General features: G+C 35.5%; 19 protein-coding genes and 2 riboswitches. Of the genes, 7 read left to right on the forward strand and 12 right to left on the reverse strand.

What is annotated here, in order from left to right; translation table 11 throughout:
- Positions 1–362: 362 nt before the first annotated feature.
- The 8 genes from BZG02_RS04940 to BZG02_RS04975 all read right to left on the reverse strand — a co-directional run bounded on the left by BZG02_RS04940 (position 363) and on the right by BZG02_RS04975 (position 7,015).
- On the reverse strand, positions 363–932 hold the full coding sequence (locus tag BZG02_RS04940) for a hypothetical protein (RefSeq protein WP_101260306.1): 570 nt from the start codon (positions 930–932) through the stop codon (positions 363–365).
- Between the two features lies 1 nt (position 933).
- Positions 934–1,323, reverse strand: a complete 390-nt coding sequence (locus BZG02_RS04945; RefSeq protein WP_101260307.1) for a hypothetical protein — start codon at positions 1,321–1,323, stop codon at positions 934–936.
- 159 nt (positions 1,324–1,482) lie between these two features.
- A complete protein-coding gene (gene blaOXA, locus BZG02_RS04950; RefSeq protein ID WP_101260308.1) occupies positions 1,483–2,262 on the reverse strand; it encodes a class D beta-lactamase in 780 nt (259 codons plus the stop codon).
- 238 nt (positions 2,263–2,500) lie between these two features.
- A complete protein-coding gene (locus BZG02_RS04955) occupies positions 2,501–3,382 on the reverse strand; it encodes a DUF695 domain-containing protein (RefSeq protein ID WP_101260309.1) in 882 nt (293 codons plus the stop codon).
- A 167-nt stretch (positions 3,383–3,549) separates the two neighbouring features.
- Positions 3,550–4,329, reverse strand: a complete 780-nt coding sequence (gene blaOXA, locus BZG02_RS04960) for a class D beta-lactamase (protein WP_101260310.1) — start codon at positions 4,327–4,329, stop codon at positions 3,550–3,552.
- 121 nt (positions 4,330–4,450) lie between these two features.
- Positions 4,451–5,557 carry a tyrosine-type recombinase/integrase gene (locus BZG02_RS04965; protein ID WP_101260311.1) on the reverse strand — a complete coding sequence of 369 codons (1,107 nt, stop codon included), beginning with the start codon at positions 5,555–5,557 and terminating at the stop codon, positions 4,451–4,453.
- A gap of 469 nt (positions 5,558–6,026) precedes the next feature.
- A complete protein-coding gene (locus BZG02_RS20765) occupies positions 6,027–6,185 on the reverse strand; it encodes a hypothetical protein (RefSeq protein WP_180335638.1) in 159 nt (52 codons plus the stop codon).
- 626 nt (positions 6,186–6,811) lie between these two features.
- Positions 6,812–7,015, reverse strand: coding sequence for a hypothetical protein (locus BZG02_RS04975; protein ID WP_101260313.1), 204 nt, complete (start codon positions 7,013–7,015; stop codon positions 6,812–6,814).
- Positions 7,016–7,279: 264 nt separating this feature from the next.
- On the opposite strand from BZG02_RS04975, the gene BZG02_RS04980 reads away from it, so the two are divergent.
- The gene (locus BZG02_RS04980) at positions 7,280–7,486 is read left to right on the forward strand and encodes a hypothetical protein (RefSeq protein WP_101260314.1); all 207 of its coding nucleotides are present in this window, start codon (positions 7,280–7,282) and stop codon (positions 7,484–7,486) included.
- Between the two features lie 30 nt (positions 7,487–7,516).
- Here the strand turns inward: BZG02_RS04980 and BZG02_RS04985 are convergent, their stop codons facing one another.
- On the reverse strand, positions 7,517–8,638 hold the full coding sequence (locus BZG02_RS04985; protein WP_101260315.1) for a DEAD/DEAH box helicase: 1,122 nt from the start codon (positions 8,636–8,638) through the stop codon (positions 7,517–7,519).
- 296 nt (positions 8,639–8,934) lie between these two features.
- The gene (locus tag BZG02_RS04990) at positions 8,935–9,411 is read right to left on the reverse strand and encodes a hypothetical protein (protein WP_101260316.1); all 477 of its coding nucleotides are present in this window, start codon (positions 9,409–9,411) and stop codon (positions 8,935–8,937) included.
- Between the two features lie 234 nt (positions 9,412–9,645).
- A riboswitch (cobalamin riboswitch) is annotated at positions 9,646–9,833 on the forward strand.
- Positions 9,834–10,284: 451 nt separating this feature from the next.
- On the opposite strand from BZG02_RS04990, the gene BZG02_RS04995 reads away from it, so the two are divergent.
- The 4 genes from BZG02_RS04995 to BZG02_RS05010 all read left to right on the forward strand — a co-directional run bounded on the left by BZG02_RS04995 (position 10,285) and on the right by BZG02_RS05010 (position 15,584).
- Positions 10,285–11,940 carry a putative transporter gene (locus tag BZG02_RS04995; RefSeq protein WP_101260317.1) on the forward strand — a complete coding sequence of 552 codons (1,656 nt, stop codon included), beginning with the start codon at positions 10,285–10,287 and terminating at the stop codon, positions 11,938–11,940.
- 68 nt (positions 11,941–12,008) lie between these two features.
- Positions 12,009–13,550: an acyl-CoA carboxylase subunit beta gene (locus tag BZG02_RS05000; RefSeq protein ID WP_101260318.1), complete on the forward strand. Its 1,542-nt coding sequence runs from the start codon at positions 12,009–12,011 to the stop codon at positions 13,548–13,550.
- A gap of 31 nt (positions 13,551–13,581) precedes the next feature.
- The gene (locus tag BZG02_RS05005) at positions 13,582–15,069 is read left to right on the forward strand and encodes an acetyl-CoA carboxylase biotin carboxylase subunit (RefSeq protein WP_101260319.1); all 1,488 of its coding nucleotides are present in this window, start codon (positions 13,582–13,584) and stop codon (positions 15,067–15,069) included.
- Positions 15,070–15,071: 2 nt separating this feature from the next.
- Positions 15,072–15,584, forward strand: a complete 513-nt coding sequence (locus tag BZG02_RS05010) for an acyl-CoA carboxylase biotin carboxyl carrier protein subunit (RefSeq protein WP_101260320.1) — start codon at positions 15,072–15,074, stop codon at positions 15,582–15,584.
- A gap of 213 nt (positions 15,585–15,797) precedes the next feature.
- Here the strand turns inward: BZG02_RS05010 and BZG02_RS05015 are convergent, their stop codons facing one another.
- Positions 15,798–16,508, reverse strand: coding sequence for an anaerobic ribonucleoside-triphosphate reductase activating protein (locus BZG02_RS05015; protein WP_101260321.1), 711 nt, complete (start codon positions 16,506–16,508; stop codon positions 15,798–15,800).
- Positions 16,509–16,519: 11 nt separating this feature from the next.
- Positions 16,520–18,673 carry a ribonucleoside triphosphate reductase gene (locus BZG02_RS05020; protein ID WP_101260322.1) on the reverse strand — a complete coding sequence of 718 codons (2,154 nt, stop codon included), beginning with the start codon at positions 18,671–18,673 and terminating at the stop codon, positions 16,520–16,522.
- A 107-nt stretch (positions 18,674–18,780) separates the two neighbouring features.
- Positions 18,781–18,964, reverse strand: a riboswitch (cobalamin riboswitch).
- Positions 18,965–19,496: 532 nt separating this feature from the next.
- On the opposite strand from BZG02_RS05020, the gene BZG02_RS21190 reads away from it, so the two are divergent.
- Positions 19,497–19,631, forward strand: coding sequence for a hypothetical protein (locus BZG02_RS21190; protein WP_281253649.1), 135 nt, complete (start codon positions 19,497–19,499; stop codon positions 19,629–19,631).
- Between the two features lie 351 nt (positions 19,632–19,982).
- Entirely contained in the window at positions 19,983–22,394 is a 2,412-nt protein-coding gene (locus BZG02_RS05030) for an Ig-like domain-containing protein (RefSeq protein ID WP_101260324.1), read from the forward strand.
- Positions 22,395–22,676 lie beyond the last annotated feature (282 nt).

The following is a 22,676-nucleotide window of genomic DNA, read 5'->3' on the forward strand; positions in this document are numbered from 1 at the left end:
CTTTAAAACCAAAGTCATTCAAATCAATACTATCAACAAATAAATCGATTAATCGAACTTCATTGTCTTTAGCAATTGATTGGTCTAATGAGATGGGAAAAAGATGAGTTTGCGTTCTGTCTTGTCCGTGTATAAACCTCATACTCTAAGATAACAAAGTGCTGAAAATCTTTCAAATATAGGTGTGTTTACTTATTAACAACTTATCAAGCTTTTTAGACAGTCTGACGGTGCGTATATGACTAGTTGGCAGTTTGCGGCGCTATTTCCTATCAGCCCGCAACCAAAATCAATGCGGCATTAAACCGCTGAATACCAAGTAAATACTGCCATTAGTTATATACATTGTTGGGCATAGTTTATTATTCATTATCAATCAGTTGAATGTTTTTTATAATCGGATAGTTCCAGAATCCTTTTTTCAAATCAATCCTTACTTGTCTTGTTTTTTGAGCGTCCTTAAAATAATATGAACTCAATTTTAGTTTCCTATCAATTCCGTCAATTTTTACTGTAATAATCGGAACTAAATAACTTCCTCGATTTCTCTCGGTTTTATGTTTTAATTCAAGTTTTTGAATATAATAATCATTTGTCTCTATTTTATCTGTTGACAGTAAATCATTTGATTTTAGAAATATAAATATTACAATAAATCCAATGGTCAGGTTATGAAACAAAGACCAAATAATTCCAAGTTCTCGCTTATAAAACTTAATAAAAATCAAAGTAATCAACACAGAAGTGACACAACCAATCCAAATTAAAATGTTTATCGGAATCAATGAATTTTTGAAATCGAAATATATTATCAATAAACAGACTAATCCAATGATTGATATATTTTGATAGTATATTCCAAATTTCTCTCTCGCTTTGAAAATATGAGCAAAGTCAATAAGTTGATTTATGTCTTTCTTAGTAAATGGCATTTTATATCGAAGTCAAAATCATAATTACATAAAATATTAATCCAGTCAAAATTAGTTGAATACGTCTTTTAGCTTTAAGGGTATATCCGTCTCTTTTTAAATACCATCCATGAAATAATTCTCGTGGCCAAAATAGAATCATCCAAATTTTCTCGAAAACTGAATAATCCTCCTCTGATGCAATTTTTAGTTCTGTTTCAATCTGCTCATTAAACTCCTTCTCAAGTTCTGAATATCTCGAATCAATCTGAGTTTGGCTTAATCCTCTTTTTTTTAATTCACCTTTTGATATATCAATCGCTGATTGTTGCCACTCATCTATACTACTTTTGCTTATCAGTATCAACTCGTCTGTATCTCTTGATTCAATCGGTGGATTGTATTGTGTCATGGTGTCTCTTTAAATTATGCCCAACGGTAAATTGTATGAGTAGTGGCAGATTGCGTGGTAGTTTCCTGTCAAACCGCGACGCAGTTTGAGCGGGCTACAAAGATTGATATTTACCACATCGCCTGCCATTACTTATACAAAATGTTGTAGCCAGTGTTTTTATTCAATTATCTTTTGTTCTTTTAAAATATCGTAAGTCAATGTTTTTCTTAGTTCCCCTTCGCTTGAATTTTTCATATCTATATTCAATGCAAAAATCCAAACATTATCTTTTGTTTCAACATATCCGACATTCCAACCAATATTTTGACTCCAACCGGTTTTGGAATGAATGATATAATTTTGAGTTGAATCTGAAATCATAATTCCTTTTACCGTTTCTTGAATGTCTTTATCGAAAGGTAATTCATTTCTAACTAATTTTTCAAGAAAATCAATTTGCTCGTTTGCAGAAATTGCAAGATTGCCATCAAGCCAAAATCTGTCAATTTTATTTTCAATCTTTTTATTACCATAATTTGTTTTATCAATCCATTCTTGCATTTTCTCTTTTCCAGTCCTACGTGCCAATTCTTGGTAAAACCATACGCAAGAAATTGGTAATGCAGATTTCATAGTTTGGTCTTTATTCCACAAATCAAAGCTTCTGTTTATTCCATCCCATTTAATTGTATCATTGATATTTGCGATTGATGATTCTTGCAAAGCTATCATTGAATTTAATATCTTAAAAGTCGATGCAGGAACAAATTCTTCATTACTTCTTTCCTTGTTGTAAATTAGCGGTTCGTTTGTATTCATATTTTTCAGGACAAAAGTTCCATTAACATAATTTTCTTGGAAAAATTTCTCCCAATTATCTGTGCTTCCATGTTGTTTACAACTTGCTAATCCAAATAAAGCTAAAATTAATATTATCGTTAATTCTTTTATTCTCATAATAATGCAGGGTCTCTTTAACATTGGCTACAACGTTGAGTATAAGAAATGTAAGTGATTTCGAAGCACTTACCTATCAAATTGCACTGAGCCAAATTTGCGATTAGACACAAATTTACTTTTTTAAAACAACCCGTCAAATCGCAGATTTGGCGGAGCTGATTAAACGCTCTAAAGTTCCCTAAACTACTGAGCCACTTATGTTTTTTATACATTGTTACCTGCTGGCATTTATTCATTATTCCTTTTCAATCGATGTTTCCCATCCATCATAATCTCCATTGCACTCATTTGCTAAATTCCACAAATACAGCACATATTGGTCAACACTATTTAAATCAACTTTATCAACTCTCTTTATGTGCAATCGATATGGAAATTCTCCAAATGACTTATCAAAGTCGCTCAAAACAATCCCAAATCCTTCATTCTTAATCTTAACAAGAAAGGTTTCTCTATCTGAGTCTGTTTTGAAGAAAATCCAATGGTCAACTTGTCTTTCTTTTTCTAATTTATCACCACCTTTTTCAAGTTGTTCAACTACAAGTCTATTTTGTATGCTTTGATATTGCTGTGGTGAAGGATATAAGAAGTCAAAATACCCACCCCAATCAGAATCTTCTTTGATTCCGTAATCAAATTGATAATCGGGAAATATGACCATAGTTTCAGAAATTGTCTTTTCGTATAAAGTCGAACTTCCAATATAGAAATATAAGTCACGTTTAAAATCAGAAGTCAACCTACCTACGAATGTTAAATCGAACTTTTGTTTCAACGCGTCTACCAATTTGTCCTCAATGTTAAATAGTTTTGAACTTTCCTCTTGTGAAGACAATCCATCTTCTCTGGGATTATTCATTTTTATCGAAATCCACATGACGTTAGGTTGACTTTTAATTGGAGCAATATTTTTTAATCCTAAGTCAAGATAAATAGAGCTTAATTTGTCATCCACATTTATAAAATAGAAATCCCATTTTTCTTTGTGTGTTACAGTCGTTTCTATTTTTTGAACTTCCTCTTTTTGTTTTCCTAAAATCTTATCGAATAATCCCATTGTGATTGCAATTATGATAGCTCCAATTATTATTAATCCTATTATTATAAATCGTTTCATTTTATGCAGTGTCGTTCATTATGCTTGCAGGTAACGTTGAGTATATGAGTCGTTGGGCTTTTTGAAACACCTAACTTTTAATTTAATATGCCGTTTATTAATATTTATCATATCCAATTTAACTACCACTCGCCCAATGCCTTATATACATTGTTGTAGCCAGTGTTTTATTTAATTATTCTTTGCTCTTTTAAAATATCGTAAGTTATTACTTTTCTGATAGGTGCCATTTTTATGTCATTCATATCTATGTTCATAACAAATATCCAAATATTATTTTTTGCTACAATATATCCGACATTCCAACCGATATTTTTACTCCATCCTGTTTTTGAATGAATAACATAATTTTCAGTTGAATCCGTAATCATTATGTTTTTAACAGTTTCCTGAATCTTTTTATCAAATGGCAATTCATCTTTTATCAGTTTTTCAAGAAAATCGATTTGCTCATTTGCTGAAATTGCAAGTTTTCCATCAAGCCAAAATCGGTCAATTTTATTATCAATTTTTTTATTGCCATAATTTGCTGCATTTATCCATTTTTGCATTTTCTCCTGACCTGTACTACGAGCTAATTCTTGATAAAACCATACACAAGAAATTGGTAATGCTGTTCTCATTGTTTGGTCTTTATTCCAAGGTTTATATTCTCTATCCACTCCGTCCCATATAATTGTATCGTCTACACTTGCAATTGATGAAACTTGTAATGCAATCATTGAATTTAGAATTTTAAAAGTAGAAGCTGGAACAAATTCTGTATCGCTTCTTTCTTTGTTATAAGTTAAAGTTTTACTCGTGTTCAAATTTTTTAATACAAATGTTCCATTTACATTATTGTCTTGAAATAATTTTCCCCAATTATCTATGCCTTTGTTTTGATCACAGCTTGTCAAACCAACAAAAATAATTGTCAATAATATTGTTAATTTTCTTATTCTCATAGTTATTCAGTCTCTCCTTTACATTGGCTACAACTCCTAAATAAAGCAATGGGCTTTATTTCGTTTATATTTTTTTAAAAAGTGTATTTACCGACCCATATCGGGCGGTAATGTACACATATTATGATGAATCACTAAATATGTCATCAATTGGGTTCTTTATTTGACTAATATTTTGAGTGGAAACATGAGTGTAAATTTCGGTTGTTTTCGACGAACTATGCCCCAGTAAGTTTTGAATGTATCGTAAATCCGTACCTTGTTCCAATAAGTGTGTTGCGAATGAGTGGCGCAGGGTGTGTGGACTAATTTTTTTCTTAATTCTGGTTTTTGTACATGCTTGTTTTAATATATTCGCTACACTGGTGGTACTATACTTGCTTCCAACTTCCTGCCCTTCAAATAAATATACTTTTGGCTTGTAATTTTTATAGTAATCTCTCAATTCATTTACAAGTAGGGGCGACAGTAAAGAAACCCGGTCTTTATTTCCTTTGGCATTTTTTATTATTACTAATCCCCGTGTAGAATCAATATCGCTCAGTTTTAAATTAACTAATTCACTTCTCCTGAGTCCTGCCGAATAAATTAACGATAGAATACATTTGTGTTTTTTATTTGTACAGCTATTAATAATGGCTTTTACTTCAAGTTTGCTAAGTACGGTGGGCAATATTTTAGCCTTATTGGCACGATCTATCTTGTAAACTTTTCTATCATTACCTAAAACTTTTTCGTAGTAAAATTTAATGGCATTGATTCTTTGGTTCTGCTGACTGGTAGAAATGCTTTTGGTCTTTATTAATTTCAGAATGTACGTATTGGTTTCATCTGTGGTGATATCGAGTAGGTTTTTGTCTGAAAAATGTTTTTGAAAATCATTAAAATAACTGGTGTATATTTTTATAGTTTGTGGGCTGTACCTTTTTTGTTCCAGTTTCTCAAGGTATCCTTTAGGAAGCTTTAATTTAAACTTTGTATCTTTTTTAGTGCTTGTAATACTCGTTTTTTGATCAGTAATAATAATTTCATCCGAGGCGAATACCTCCTTAAACTTCTTGTAATCGAAATCTTTCCGGGCTATCCACCAGCATTTTTTGGTTTGACTCCAACGGGCAGGAAAATTCTGCTTTAGTAGGTTCACAATTTCTGTATTGTAGTCAAATTGAATTGCTACTACTTCTTTATTGCGATGCTCGTTAGCCGATAGGTGGATTTTTGTGCTCATTAAATGCTGTTGTTGCGAATGCTCTAAATTATAAAACGAATACTGTTTATCAAAGTAGAATCATGCTAAATAAGACAGGGAAGGGACTGAGCTTTTTTGCCTTATCCTACAAAATCAAAAACATCCCCAGCCTAAGCCAGAGATGTTTCCTTCTTTCAGTTGTATGTAGTTGTTAAAAAGAATTCCAATTGCTTGAATCGGTATTCCAGTTGTAGGTAGTTAATCGGGATGTTGAATTCCCATTTGTTGAATTCCTATTCCTTACAGTAGTAAGAATATAGCTTACAGGTAAAAGGATATTGCTTACGCCCAAATTAAACCCCTTACACATAAAAAGCCTGTTCTTACAGCTAAAGAATACCTCCTACATGTGTTTTGTGGCATCTTACAGGTATTTTGGTATTTCTTAACAGGTAAAATACCCGCCTTACAAGTACGAGGGCGCCCTACGCGTGACTTTCAGCTATTATTACTCTTCAATAGTTTCTTTTTTTGTTTTTCTTGAGTTGCGCAAATACTCACTCGTATACCTCTTCTGTTTCTCTTCGTCGTTCCAAAAAGCATATTTTCCGTAGGTACGAATTTCATCAACCAACTGCTTTAAGTAAGTGTAGGCTCTGTCGCGCATTATTTTTTCCGGGCGATAGGTACTGTTTTTTGCACCATCTATTTTTTGCCATAAATCGTAAAGTTCATGAGCGAATCGATCTGATTTTTCTGCAATTCTATTAGACTTATATCATTTCCCGCATTGTAATCGATCTTTATATACTGGCTATTTATTTCATCTCGATACGTATTGTATTTTTCAATTCTAATAAATGAGATTGTATCAGATTTATAAAAGCTCTCATTCTTATTATTAACAAACCAATTAGTGTCCTTTAAGTCTATATTATAGTGCTTCTGACCTGAAACATATTCGGTCAAAATAAATACAAGAAATATTATAATTAAAGTTCTTTTCATAATTGTTGCTAACGTATGTGTAACATCCTATTGATGTTATATCACCTATCTGTTGTTTTATGTAAGTTGTTGTTATCCTTTTTGTTATCTGCTAAAATTACGTCTATCGGACTTATTATTTTTGCAAGAGATGTTTTACTTAGGTGGGTGTAAATCTCACTTGTTTTTTTATTCTTGCCCACTAAAAGTAAGCATAAAACAGAAAAACAATCCAGCTTATTTGTCATCAATAAAAATAATGTGAAAGGAGGCTGGGGTCTTGTTGTTTATAGTTCTATTTGTTTGTTACCTTTTTAAAGTGAAGTGACTTGGTAAGGGTGTAGTACCAAAAAACTCCAATTTGCAGGCTTTTCGCTTCGACCGCGCACCTTTTTGCACCGATTTGGTACCTTTTAGCTTCGGCATCGATCCTTTTTGCACCGGTTTGGTACCTTTTTGCACCGGCATCGATCCTTTTTGCACCGGTTTGGTACCTTTTAGCTTCGGCATCGATCCTTTTTGCTCCGGTTTGGTACTTCTGAGGTACCCCTATGACCTGTTCAATAGAAGTCAATTATTTTTTTTTAATACCCGAAAAATTCATTCTTCTAAATCCTCTATTAATAGGGGGAAATAAGAAGTAAAACTCTGCTTCACACACTACTACTTAGCCTATTTACAGACTTAACTAAGCTCAACTTATTGTTTAATAAATGCAAGTTTTACATTGTATCGACTTGCCACAAGCTAAAGAATGAAATTCATTAAAAATAAATGCTTGATGGTTCTAATGGTCGGGAATATCGCAATTTATTTTGGAAGTGCTTGCAATATGGCTTAGATGTAAAGGAGTATCAGCAAATAATTGTTCAAAAAAAAGACGCGAACGAAGCGCGTCTTTTCAATTTGTATTTTATTGGTGCTGGTCAAGCACAAGCTTTTGCTTTGCTTATTCCTTATTTTTCAGACGCTAACAAGTGAAAAAAAAGCTGTCAGGTCTTATCAGTAAAACTATTTTCTTGGTCGAATTTGGTTAAAAGCAATGTTTAATGCCTTTTGAAAATAGCGAAGGTTTTTTAATTCTTTGCTATTCACCAGCGACAGGGAAACGCCTTCTTTACCGGCCCGGGCAGTTCGTCCGCTACGGTGGGTGTAATATTCCTCTTTATCGGGCAATTCGTAATGCACCACAAAAGAAAGATCCACAATATCGATTCCACGAGCCGCAATATCGGTGGCAACTAAAATCCGCAGACTTTCATTTTTAAATGCGCGCATTACTTTATCGCGTTCAATTTGCTTTAAATCGCCATGAATGGCATCGGTAGGAATATTTTTTGCAACCAACTGTTTGGCCAATAGTTGCGCCGAAGTTTTGGTTTTACAAAATACTACTCCTCTATTTTTTTGCTCCGATTTTAAGAACTGAACCAAAATGTTCAATTTTTCGTTGTCTTCGCAGATCAGAAACTGATGCTGAATATTTTTATTGACTACATTTTTGCCACTCACCTCAATTTTGTGTGCGCTTGGCGAAAAGTGTCTTTTTATTATCTGCATAATTTCTTTAGGCATGGTAGCCGAAAACAACCAACGGTTTTCTACGCTTGTAAGGTGAGTCAAAATCTCATCCAGCTGCGTTTTAAATCCCATGCTCATCATTTCGTCGGCCTCATCCAAAATTACGGTTTTCACCTGACTCAAATCCACTGCTTTTCTCTTCACCAAATCGATTAATCGACCTGGGGTTGCAACAATAATGTGTGTTGGACGGCGCAAAGCGCTAATTTGTATCTCAATTTTTTCGCCACCATAAACCGACTCTGTAAAAATTTTATCGGAGTACTTGGTGAACTTGAATAGCTGCTTGGCAATTTGCTGTCCTAACTCGCGGGTAGGACAAAGAATTAAACCCTGAACCTTATCGATTTTCGGATTAATTCGGTGCAGCAATGGAATTCCAAATGCTGCTGTTTTACCTGTACCGGTTTGGGCCTGTCCAATTAAATCGGTGTTTGCCTGAAGAAGTACCGATATTACTTCTGCTTGTATTTGAGTAGGCTTAGTAATATTAAGATCGTTTAATCCCTTAATAATATCTTTATTTACGCCTAATTCCTTGAAATTTTCCACAACAAATAATTTAAATAGTTCGCAAAGATACAGCAAACAAAGAATAAAGAACAATTAAAATGAATAATTAAAGGGAAAAGATTGAATAAGAAAGCAGATGTAAAACGAAAAGGTTAAAATTCTTTGAATATTTCTTAAGCTGCACTGACTGAAGCAAAAGGCCAATCGTAAATTAAGCAAACCCTTCTTTTTTTATGCGCTGATGTACCCAAGGGACGCAAATGATATTAGTTCGGGAAAAAAGATCATAACCAATACCTCCGCAAGGTAAAAAAGCGGTAGTGAACCGCGATTACTTAAAACAATTCCCGGTGTTCTTCATTTTCGATTTGCATGGCATGCACCAATGTCCACTTAAAAGGATAGGATTTGCTTAAGGTATACAATACCATAATCCATGGTAAAAACCATACTAAATCCTGAGTGTAAGTATAGGCTAACAAGCTAACAAGACCTGCTAAGGCACTAAAAATCATTTTAAAGGAATATGCTTTTCTAAAATACTTCAGCTTCTCCTCCAGACTGTCGTACAAACTCACATATTCTAATTTCTTTTTATAAATCATCTCCGAAAGGATGATTTCGACGATAAGCATCGAAATTCCTATTACATTTTTCCAAATTGGAAGGTTAAAATGGTCGTTTATGTTTATAAAGGAATAGTTTTCGCTAACAGCAAGCACCCCAAGTTCTAATTCTATAATAACAACAATAAAAAATGCCGAAACCAATCCGAACCTTGTCCATTGAACCAATTGTTGTAAATTCTTCATAATAATAAATCGAGTAGTTTAATAATATTTTTTCCTTAGTCGAAGAAGGCTGACAATCTTAGTGAATAATCGGGTGAATTTGGGCAGTACTACTCAAAAAGGCTGCTTTTTTAAACTTATTTAACACACAAACGATTCCTGGTAATTCTCGAAACCGAAGAACTTTTTCATCGAAGGCGATCCATCAAATAAACAATAGAAATTTGTTTTGCGTATTAAAAAATTAATATATTTGCTCCCGTTAACGAATAAGATACCCCTTAAAAAGGGTTTAATAGGGAATCACGTTTAAATCGTGAGCTGACGCGCAACTGTAATTCCAATAGCAGTTTGCAACACAAAAGCCACTGTTCCAATAAGAAGGAATGGGAAGGCGTTGCAACAGGAAAAGCCAGGAGACCTGTCTTATTTTAATTAGATTGATGCTTTCGCGACATGAAGCTAAAAATCAGGATTCACTAATCGATTGAAAGTTCCCTTTCAATTTTCAACTCCTGTTTTTTTTATTGAATAAGCGCAAAGCAGACAATTTCACATTAAAATTGTATTGTAATGCAAAAAATTAGCACAACTCCTCGCGCAACGGAGAAAGCACAACCTACAAATGCAAAATGCATTTTGATTTTACCCACAGGCTTTTCTCCAAAAAAGAAAAACTCTTTTCATCCATTCCAACAAAATTGGCATCGCCCAAACTGATTCCTTCATGCACTTAGAATCAAGTTCGAGCTGGTGCTTTCATTTCTCAATTCTGTAATCTTGGCTTCATATCCCAAGAAATGGAAGTGCCGGCTCTTTTGTTAAACTACCCTTTAAATACACAGCAATGATCTCATTTACAGATCTTGCCTTTCTTAACGCAAGTAAATCAACATGGAACTATTAGAACTATTCACTAAAGCAGGCACAGCATCAACTATTATCATTATCTGTCTGGTTGCCGTTTTGGGAATTTTATTTGGAAAATTATCCTTCTTCAAAATTAAATTAGGCATTGCCGGAATCCTATTTTCAGGTTTACTAATTGGTCACCTGGGTGCCATTACCGATGCACAGGTATTGCATTTTATTAAAGAGTTCGGATTAATTCTTTTCGTGTATTCAATTGGTTTGGAAGTAGGGCCTCGATTTATCTCCTCTCTAAAAAAGAACGGGTTAAAAATCAATTTGCTGGCAACGGGAATTGTTATTTTAGGTTTTATTATCGCAGTTGCAATTAAATTTATTTTCGATGTTCCCACTTCCGTGATTACGGGAATAATGTGCGGTGCGGTAACCAATACGCCAAGTTTAGGTGCGGCCCAACAAACCATTGGCGATGTAATGGGTGCCGGCGATTCTATCGAAATTGCTGGTATGGGATACGCCGTAGCCTACCCTTTCGGGATTTTTGGAATTATTATCAGTATGATTCTGCTTCGCTTATTTTTTAAAATAGATGTGAAAAAAGAAGAAGAACAATACAAGAAAGAGCTAACCGGACTCCAAGGAAAATTAATCGCCATTAATATCGAAATTACCAACCAAAACCTGTTTGGTAAAAGCATTCAATTTCTAAAAGATACATGTAATAAAGACTTTGTTTTATCGAGAATTAATCGAAAGGGCGACTTTATTGCTCCCGATGGTGAAATTATTCTTGAACAAGGAGACGTGTTATACGGAGTATCGGTTGCATCCAACTTTGATAGCATTAAGCTGAACCTAGGAAAAATAAATACCACCAAAGAATTTGAGATATCCGGTAAGCTGGGAATAAAACAAGTACTGATTACCAATAAGAAATTAGCTGGGAAAAGTATTAAACAAATTGGAATATCCCGACAATTCCCTGTAAATATCACCCGAATTTACCGAAATGGCAATGAACTTATGCCCACCGAAGAAGATAGTATTGAATTTGGTGATACGGTGCGTATTGTTGGCGAAAAAGAAGCATTAAATAAGGTGGCCTTGATGCTCGGCAATTCTGTAAAAGAGTTATCTCATCCTAACATACTACCCATTTTTATGGGAATACTACTTGGCATTCTTATTGGCATACTCCCTATTAATATACCCGGATTACCAGCACCAGCCAAACTTGGTTTAGCCGGTGGCCCCTTATTAATTGCACTGATACTTGGGCATAAAGGACGAATCGGAAAATTAGATTTCTATATGACTCCCAGTGCCAACCTATTCATCCGCGAATTAGGGATTGTATTATTCCTTGCGTGCGTTGGAATTTCGTCGGGAAAATATTTTGTGCAAACCCTTTTAAACGAAGGATATATCTGGATGATTTACGGCATAACCATCACCTTTATTCCGCTTATCACATTTGCCATTATTTCCCGAATCATGAAACTAAACTATCTGTCTATTTGTGGTTTACTATCCGGATCGATGACCGATCCACCAGCTTTAGAGTTTGCCAATTCTATTGCTCCGGTTCAGGCACAATCAACGGCATATGCAACTGTATATCCTTTGGTAATGTTCCTACGAGTTTTACTTGCTCAGCTGTTCATCTTGCTTTTTACCTAAAAAAAAGCATAAACCTGTAATGCATTAAAAACGACCAATACATTCATTAAAACTTATACCAAAAAACAATGAAAGACAACAGAATACCATTTCAAAAATATGCATGCCGACAAGAACAGTTGGCAACACAATACAATTGGGAATATTTCTCGAAACAACACCAAAAAGGAAAACTGACTGCTAAAGAAAGAATTGAAATCCTGTTCGACGAAGGAAGCTTTGAAGAAATTGATGCTTTTGTAAAACCAGCCGGAAATATCACAACTAACGTTTATGGGGATGGCGTAATATGTGGTCATGGTAAAATTAACGGACGCAAAGTATTTGCCTTTGCACAGGATTTCACCTTTATGGGAGGTTCATTAGGGGCTGTTCATGCAGATAAAATTATGAAAGTGCAGGATATGGCTCATAGTATGGGACATCCTATTATCGGATTGATTGATTCGGGAGGAGCAAGAATACAGGAAGGAATAGCAAGTTTAGCTGGATATGCAGGGATTTTTCATCGTAATGTGAAATCTTCGGGTGTCATTCCTCAAATATCAGTAATTCTGGGCCCTGCCGCTGGTGGTGCCGTTTACTCTCCTGCCCTTACCGATTTTATTTTTATGACCCGACAAACGGCATACATGTTTGTTACGGGGCCCGATATTGTAAAAGAAGTTTTAAACGAAGAAATTAATTCGGAAGATTTGGGTGGTGCAAGCATTCACAGCTCGAAAAGTGGAGTTGCTAATTTTATTTACGATGATGAGGAAAATACCCTTTTGGGAGTTCGAAAGCTACTACAGTACCTTCCCTCGAACAACGTAGATTTTCCACCCGCACCAATTCAAGATGCCATTGCTCCCGACAATCCCCAAAAATTAGGCATTATTATACCCGAAGAAGCCAACATTCCTTACGATATGATAGATATTATTCAAAATATTATCGATAAAAACAGCTTTTTCGAGATATCGGAAAATTTTGCCGGAAATATAATTACAGGACTGGCTCGTTTGCAAAATAAAGTGATCGGAATAGTTGCCAACCAACCAAAAGTATTGGCTGGAGTACTAGATATTAATTCGGCAGAAAAAGGCGCTCGTTTTGTTCGCTTCTGCGATGCTTTTAATATTCCCCTACTCGTTTTGGAAGATGTACCCGGATTTTTACCCGGAAGTGATCAGGAACATTCGGGAATTATTCGCCGAGGAGCAAAATTACTTTATGCGTTCAGCGAAGCTACCATTCCCAAAATTACAGTTATTGTGCGAAAAGCATATGGGGGAGCCTACATTGTTATGAATAGTAAAAATATGGGAGGTGATTTTAATTTTGCCTGGCCAACTGCCGAAATTGCCGTTATGGGACCCGAAGGTGCTGTAAAAATTCTTTACCGAAAGGAACTTGCACAATCAAAAAATGCCGAAGAGCTTAAAGCGCAACTAATTACTGATTACAAAGAGAATATTGCAAATCCCTACATCGCCGATGAAAAAGGATATGTCGACGAAGTTATTGCACCCGCTAACACCCGGCCTAAGTTGATTTCCGCTTTTGATGCTCTGGAAAATAAATTCATGGAAAAAAGCGCGAAAAAGCACGGAAATATTCCTTTGTAAACACTTAAAAACAAATTCACATTCAAAAAAAATGATTAAATCGATATTAATAGCAAACCGTGGTGAAATTGCAATTAGAATTGCTCGTACTGCTACCAATATGGGGATCATGGTATATTGCATTCAAACCAATCGCGAAGCAAATGCCTTGTATCTGGAATATGCCGATGAAATAATTACTCTGGAAGAAAATCCCAACGGCTCTATCTTCTTAAATGCCGAAGAACTTATTCGAATAGCAAAGTTACATCATATTGAAGCAATTCATCCAGGTTATGGTTTTCTTTCCGAATCGCCTTATTTAGCAAGCCGGTGCAAAGATGAAGGCATTCTATTTATAGGTCCAAGCGAAAAAGCCATTTATACTATGGGAAACAAAGGAATGGCTCGAAATATTGCTCAAAAAAGTGGTATTCCGGTATTAACAGGCAGTACAAGTAATATTACCAATTTTTACGATGCTAAAGCCTGGGTAGACCAAATTGGATATCCGGTAATTATGAAAGCCGTAGCCGGCGGTGGTGGGAAAGGAATGCGCATTGTTCGAAAAGCTGACGAATTAGAATTAATGTACAAATTGGTAAGAAACGAAGCCAAATCGGCTTTTAACGACGATTCTCTTTTAATTGAAAAATACATAGAAAATCCTAAACACATTGAAATACAAGTGCTGGCCGACCGATATGGAAACGCCATTCATTTGTTCGAACGCGAATGCTCCATTCAGCGCAAGCATCAGAAATTAATGGAGGAAGCTCCTTCCATTGCCCTTACCGATGAAATGAGGACAAAGATGGGAGAAATGGCCCTTTTCCTTTGTCGAAAAATTAATTATCACACGCTAGGAACAGTTGAATTTTTATTGGATGAAGACAATAAATTCTATTTTCTGGAAATGAATACCAGAGTGCAGGTAGAACATCCGGTAACCGAAGCCATTACTGGAATCGACTTAATTGAACAGCAAATAAAAACTGCTGCCGGCGAAAAATTAGAATTGCAGCAAAATGACATACAGAAAAAAGCCTGGGCAATTGAATTACGAATAAATGCAGAGGATGTACAGGCCGATTTCGCACCTAATCCTGGAATTATTGATAAAATGGAATTTCCAGAATGTAGCTTTCTGCGTGTTGATACAGGTTTTGAAAGTGGAAAACTAATTCCTCAAAGCTTCGACTCTTTAATTACCAAATTAATTATTACCGGAGAAAATCGACAAGAAGCGATTGAGCATGCTAAAGCTGTAATTGAAAATACAGTTATAAAAGGAGTAAAAACAACCATTCCATTTTTTAAACAAGTGCTCAACCATCCCGATTTCATTAATGGCACCTACAACACTTCTTTTATAAGCAAAAAGCTTAACAAACCTTTTTTTCAGGAAAAAGAGGAAGAAAAAACGGCTGCAATAATGGCTCTGCAAGCTTACCTAAACGAAAAACAGAAAATAGAAAGTAACTTAACTCAGGAAGAGGATTCTGCATGGGCTAAGAAAATGAGAATTAAACTTTTTTAAACATGACACTACTTAAAAAAAATAAAAACTTTGTGCTTTCGGGCGATCAATGCTACCACTTAAAAGCACAAAACTATCAGGTTCTTTCTTCCCGATCGAAAAAAGATAGATTTACGATACAAGAAACAGAAAATGAATTTATAGTAAGCTATAAAGAAAAGAACTTTATAGGCGAAATTGCTGACTTAAAACAGAACAAATGCACGGTATTGATCAACGGAAACACCTACCGTTTTACAATCGACACCGAAGCATCCTTTGAGAGAAAAGAAAAACTACAAAAAAATAAACCTATTAAAATTAATTGTAATGTACTTGCTCCTATGCCAGGTAAAATAACCGAAGTATTAACTAGCGAAGGGAGTTTCATTGAAAAAGGCAACCCACTGGTATTACTCGAAGCTATGAAAATGCAAAACCAAATATTGGCTGCTCAAGATGGAACTGTATCTAAAATATTAATAAAAGATGGTGATAGTGTAATGTCTAATCAGGTACTAATAGAAATGGTCTAGTTTTGGCGATTAGTGATACCAATTTAATTTCAAAAGCAACTCCAATAAAAAGATGTGATTTTTAAATATATCAATACAAAAAAGTAATTGGTATAGTTAAAACAGCTACATTTTAAATGCTGAGTTGTAAAGTTAATTTGGTATTAAATCCCCTGCCGAAAGTTTTCTGCTTACGTGCAGGGGATTACCAGTAACTACTATTGTTTACAAACACTAAATATTGCCAGTTACATTACTGTTTACATCCTTATTGTAACCAATCATCTCCTCTATTTCTAAAGGAGAATAGCTGGAATAAGTTTCAAAATCGGCATCCAACACTTTGTGCGGTGAAAAGGCTTGTAGATTATATTTGCAATCTCCTTCGAGCAGTTCACACATTTTTCGAACATCCAAACTGGAATGACACTCGCGAATAAGTGTAGTTCTAAACTCTACTTGCAGCGAAGCATCCTTCAAAATTTCGATCGTCTTTTTAACGTTCAGCAATTGATTTTCGGTAAACTGATTTCCAACCAGCTTTTGGTATGCAGGCAACTCAGGAATTGTTTTCAAATCCATCGCAACATAGTCAATCAATTTCTGTTGCAAAAGCAATCGTAACAGCTTTGGATTTGTTCCATTCGTATCCAATTTCACATACAAACCTAAGTCCTTCACTTTACGGATAAAAGGTATCAAATCGACTTGTACGGTAGGCTCTCCGCCAGTAATCACCAGAGCATCTACAAATCCTATCGATTTTTTTAGGTAGTGAAACACGGTCTGCTCATCAACGGTATCTCCCATTGGATGACAATTCGGTATTAATTCCCAATTATGACAGAATTTACATGCCATATTGCAACCTTGCGTAAAAATTACAGAAGCTATTTTCCCAGGACAATCAATTAAACTGTTCTTTATAAATCCAGATATTTTCATTTCGAACCCCTTTAAACCAAGTCTAAGATTACTTCCTTCACAATTGCTCTTTTATCAAATAGTTTTCGTTCTTTAAACTCTTGTCGTTTTCCTTCATTCCATTGATGCACAGGACGTAAATAACCTACAATTCTCGAGAAAACTTCACATTCTGTCCGCTTACCCAAGTTGGCACATTTAGGACACAATTCATGTTCTCCATAAATATAGCCGTGCTCATGGCAGATACTAAATGTAGGCGATAAGGTAATATAAGGCAGGTGATAATTACCGGTTATTTTTTGCAGGAGCAACTTCACGGCATCTATCGAAAGTTGCTTTTCTCCAATAAAAGTATGAAACACAGTTCCTCCGGTATATTGAGTCTGTAATTGATCCTGTAAGCTTAAAGCCTCGAATAAATCGTCGGTATAGGCAACCGGAAGCTGCGAAGAATTGGTATAGTAAGGTGCTGCTCCTTTTTGGTAATTCTCCTGATTCGCCACAATTATATCCTTGTAGGTTTTGGTATCGAGCTGTGCCAATCGATAGGTGGTTCCTTCGGCTGGAGTAGCCTCCAAATTGTAGATATTCCCGGTCTCCTCCTGAAATTCCTGCAACTTTTGTTTCATAAAATCAAAAATACGAAGTGCAAAAGCGTTTCCTTCTTCCGAAACCAAATCGCTTCCTATAAAATTCAGACAACATTCATTCATTCCCACAATGCCAATGGTAGAAAAATGATTCTGCCAAAACTTCCCATTCCTTTGTTTTAAATGACGCAGGTAAAATTTTGAGTAAGGAAACAAACCATTCTCCGTTAAATTTTCGATCACTTTACGTTTTATCTCCAAACTATTTTTCCCCAGCTCCATTAAACGAGCCAAGCGCTTAAAGAATTCCACTTCGTTGCTCGATTCATAGCCTAAACGAGGAAGATTTATGGTAACCACCCCTACCGAACCAGTTAACGGATTTGCACCAAATAAACCGCCTCCTTTTCGGGCCAATTCCCGTTTATCCAATCGTAACCTGCAACACATGCTTCGCACATCATCGGGCGACAAATCGGAGTTCACAAAGTTGGAGAAATATGGAATACCATATTTAGCGGTAATTCTCCAAATATTTTCATACTCTGGTTTGTTCCAATCAAAATCGGAGGTAATATTATAGGTAGGTATCGGAAAAGAAAATACGCTTCCATTGGCATCCCCTTCCTCAATTACTTCGGCAAACAGAGCATTAAAAATATCCATTTCGGCCTGAAAATCACCATAGGTTAATTCCTGCGCTTTCCCTCCAATAATTACAGGCTCATCTTTCATAAATGCAGGAACATTTAAATCCATTGTTACATTGGTAAACGGAGTTTGAAAACCAACTCGCGTAGGAACATTTACATTAAACATGAATTCCTGCAATGCTTGTTTTACCTGTTTTCTATCCAGCTGATCAAATCGAATGAAAGGAGCTAGTAAGGTATCGAAATTAGAGAATGCCTGCGCTCCCGCTGCTTCTCCCTGCATGGTATAAAAAAAGTTGACCACCTGTCCTAATATGGTTCGGAAATGCTTAGCGGGCTTACTCACCAATTTTCCCGAAGCACCTTTAAAACCAGTAATTATAAGATCTTGTAAATCCCATCCAACACAGTAAACACTTAAAAAACCCAAATCGTGAATGTGCATGGCTCCATTTTTATGCGCATCGCCAATCTCCTGAGGATAAATTTTATTCAACCAGTATTGCGAGCTAACAATGGTAGAGATATGCTGATTTAAACCTTGCAGGGAATATGAAGAATTGGCGCTCTCTTTCACCCGCCAATCCTGAAGATTCAAATAATCATCTACCAAATTTAAATTGGAAAAAAGCTCCTTGGTATCCCGTACCGACTCGTGCTGTTTGCGATACAAAATAAAAGCTTTGGCTACCTCAAACAAATCGTATCGAAACAAGGTTCTTTCTACCAAATCCTGAATTTCCTCTACATTGGGAATCCCATCAAATTGGATATCTTTCTCAATTTGCTTTACACAAAATTCAATTAGTTCTGTTCGCTCCTCTCCAACAGCCCGAAAAGCTTTTGCAATTGCTTTGTTAATTTTATCAAGCTTAAATTCCACAACCTGACCATTTCTTTTCCGAATTTGAGAATCGGATACACTACCATTAATTTTCATTCTATTGTAATTTTTGTTTTGAAAAAAATGATAGCTTCTGAGGAAAATATAGAATAGGAAGATAGGTTAAAATACATATCCTCATTCTCTGCTTTTCTCCCGAAAGCTACGAATAATCATTACAGGCAGGTCTTCTGGCTTGTCCTATTTTGGTTTGCCTTCCCATTTTATTTGAGATAAAAACAGTGGCTTTGTGAACCAAAAAAATTGGACTTACAGCTGCGGGGACAGCTCACGAATTAAACGTGATTCCCTATTATTCCTTTCGGAACCTATAAATCGAAACAATTTTACACATAAATAATAAGTTAAACAATTCTTGTTACTAACAACCAATCGTTAACCGCCTGATTTTCTATCACTCTTAACCGTTCATAACTTTTATATTTCGCTCCAAGTTTTCAATTACCACAACTTTAGCATGCGCAAGCCTGCCTATTTTTAGTACAGCTTGCAATAGAACTGTGTACTTTTAATTGGAAACTATTGCACTCAATTATGTACGAACTAAGAAATCTGGACCTATTATCAACAGAGCTCTTCTGTAACTCTCAACAATTATAGTACGGATCAAAACGAATACCCCACCCCTTCCTAATTGTGGTATTGAGGCATATATGTAGGAGAATTCCCCACTTATGCACCACTTTAAAAATCGCACATCCTTCACCTCTTTCTCTATTCCCCTGATTCATATCATATAAGTGCACAGGTAGAAATAACTGGCATGCATCTTGGTTTTTATTATGTATTAAAGTGAAGCAAAAATTCATTTTTCACGTTTCAAATCACCCAATCCGATTTAATTAAAATTAAATACATAATGAAGATGTATAAATCACTAAGTGCAATTACGGCAACAAAATTGGCAGTAAAGAATTCCACCCAAACCAAGAAGTTTACATCGTTGCCTCATTCATTATTTAAAATACCATTAACTACCTATAAGTACGGCTAGGAAAATAGAAACGAATTGACAATCAAAATAATATATATCATCACTAATAATTCTATATGAAACGTCCATGACAAGGGTGTTTTGACACACAGGGGGATGATTATTCCGGCATGGTAAGTTCCATATGGCAACTAAAAAACAAATAATAATCATATGAAACGTCCATGACAAAGTTGTTTTGACACACAGGGAAATGATTATCCCAACATGGTAAGTTCCATATGGCAACTAAAAAACAAATTATAATCATATGAAACGTCCATGTATAAAGCTTTCTACACACAGGGAAATGATTATCCCAACATGGTAAGTTCCATATGGCAACTAAAAAACAAATAATAATCATATGAAATGAAAATTACACACAAAACTTTAAAAAATTCCATTTTTGTAAGATGGTGTAGCAATTTAAGTTTGCTTCTAGTATTCCTGTTTCTAATTACGAGCACAAAGGCTCAATCTCCAGCAGGAACGCATGGTACTATTCACTGTAACACTGCAGAACAGATACTTGAAGCAATGGAGAATGCAAAACCTGGCGATGAAATTATTATCGCGTCGGGTACTTATATTGCAACAAAGAAAACACAAGCACCAGATAATCGTGGCAAATGGGCACGTTTTGTAGGTATAGGCAGTGGAAATTCAACAAAGCCTATTACCGTGCGAGGAGCAAGTTTAACCAATCGCCCTATTTTACAAGGACCTACCGGTGATTATAATGGCTACACCATGCGAATTTTTGGCAATTACTGGATAATTAAGGATTTAATAATCACAGAAGGTGCAAAAGGTTTGGTTTTAGACCGATCTTATGATTGCCAATTAACCAATATTCTAGTCCACAATGTTGGCGATGAAGGCATTCACCTTCGCGATGGCTCTAGCAATAATGTGGTGAACAAATGCGAAATAATGAATACAGGAGTTGTTCAAGCTAAATATGGAGAAGGCATATATGTAGGATCTGACAAAAACCAACATACTACCGACCCAAGTAAAACGGACTATAATCCTTATTGCTTTGATAATACCATTGAAAATTGCAAGATTGGACCTGATGTTGCCGCCGAAGGTGTTGATGTTAAGGAAGGCACACAAAATACCATAATTCGTAATTGTGAATTCTCTGCAAAAGGGATTTCAGGCGAAAATAGTGCCGATGCTTTTATTGATTTAAAAGGAGCTCTTGCTTTTGTATATAACAATACTTTTAATGTAGATGGATCTGCAATTCTAGCTGCTGGTATTGATATACTGGATAGAGGTACGAACGATAATACCGGTTACCGAAATGCTGTTTTTGATAATGATTTTTACTTGGGTTCGGGAAACGATGCAATTCCAAGTGTGCGTTTTAAGCAGGGTGATCCTAAGGAAACGCATTTTTGGGATAATAGACGTCATCCTGAATCGCCGGAACCGGAAGCTTACTGGACAAAAGACATCACATACAGCTGTCCTTCCTGGAACATTGTTTCCTGCAATGATGATAATCCTGCAAATCATGCTCCTTCGGTAAGCATCTCATCCCCAAGCAACAACGAGGCATTTACAACCGGATGTAAGCTTACATTTACAGCCAATGCAAGCGATTCCGATGGTAATATTGCTAAAGTGGAGTTCTACTTAGGAGGAACTAAAATTGGTGAAGATTCTGACGAAGAATACAGTTTCACCAAAAATAACATGGCGAATGGAACCTATTCCATTACTGCAAAAGCTACGGATAACGATGGTGCATCCACCACGTCTGCAGCAGTCAGCTTTAAAGTTGAAAACCCTGCTTCTGTGCCGGTTACAAGTGTGGTTATGAGTCCAACAAGCGTTACATTAGCAAGAGGGGAAACATATGATCTTCATGCAGCAGTAGCTCCCTCTAATGCTTCGAATAAAAATGTTTCTTGGAGCTCAAGCGCTACTTCTGCAGTAAGGGTAAACAGTTCAGGAATTGTTACTGCCGTAAAAGCTGGTAGTGCAACAATTACAGCTACAAGTACCGATGGAAATAAAACAGCAACTTGTGCTGTAACTGTTACAAGCGATGATAACAATGGGGACAATAATAGCAATTGTAACTTTGAACCAATGGAAGTGGCATTCCCATCCATTAACACTTCGTATAGCAATATTTATATAACTGATAATGGTCCGGACCTGAGTAATGTTAAAAAGTTTAGTATTAATTGGAACCTAGTTAACAATGGCTTATACACTTTTGCTTTTAATACTCACAATGGAACTCCTGAATGGTATGCAGATCTAAAATCGAAAGTAAGCCAGTCCTTAAATAGTTCTCAACCATCTATTACCATTTTGGGTAGCGGATTTTCAGGCTTCGATGGCAATTACTACACAATAATGGATGGCGATAATTTGGTGTTGGTTGAAAAATCCAATTCCTATTCCATTTATTTTAGCAACAGCAGCACCGCACCAAATTGTGACTCATTTAAATCTACTGTAAAAACTTATCAAAGCGAATTAAATCCTACCAACAGCAATTTAATTACTGATAACAGTGATTTAAATTCTGTCTCCATCTATCCAAATCCTGTTACATATGGCTATCTAAACATTAAAGGCTTAAACGAAGAAAAGATGGACATCGTAGTAAATAATATGCTTGGTCATACCGTCCTAATAAAAACAGTTTACACCAATCAATGTAAAATTGATGTATCTAGTCTTAGAACTGGCTCTTATATCCTAGTGGTTAAAGGAAAAAAAAGGCACACTTCTAAATTATTCAATAAATTATAATACTTAATTATTAAACCAGATAGATCCAATGATTATTTGCCGAATTAAAATTTGTTATGGATGTATTTGTAGGTCAAATATTTTCGCTCAAGAAAAAAATAAAATATTACGGATGCAGGAACAACCGGAACTTCAATAAATTTAAAAATAAACACTACTACTACATTTTTAAAGTTGTCCATTTTATGGGCAGCTTTTTTTTAAAATCGTTCGTTGTATCAATAGAAGCGCTTTATTTTTGTGTAACTAATCTGATCTTCCTATATTTATTTGAAAAGAAGC

This window comes from Labilibaculum filiforme, from assembly GCF_002843315.1.
Classification (GTDB): Bacteria; Bacteroidota; Bacteroidia; order Bacteroidales; family Marinifilaceae; genus Labilibaculum; species Labilibaculum filiforme.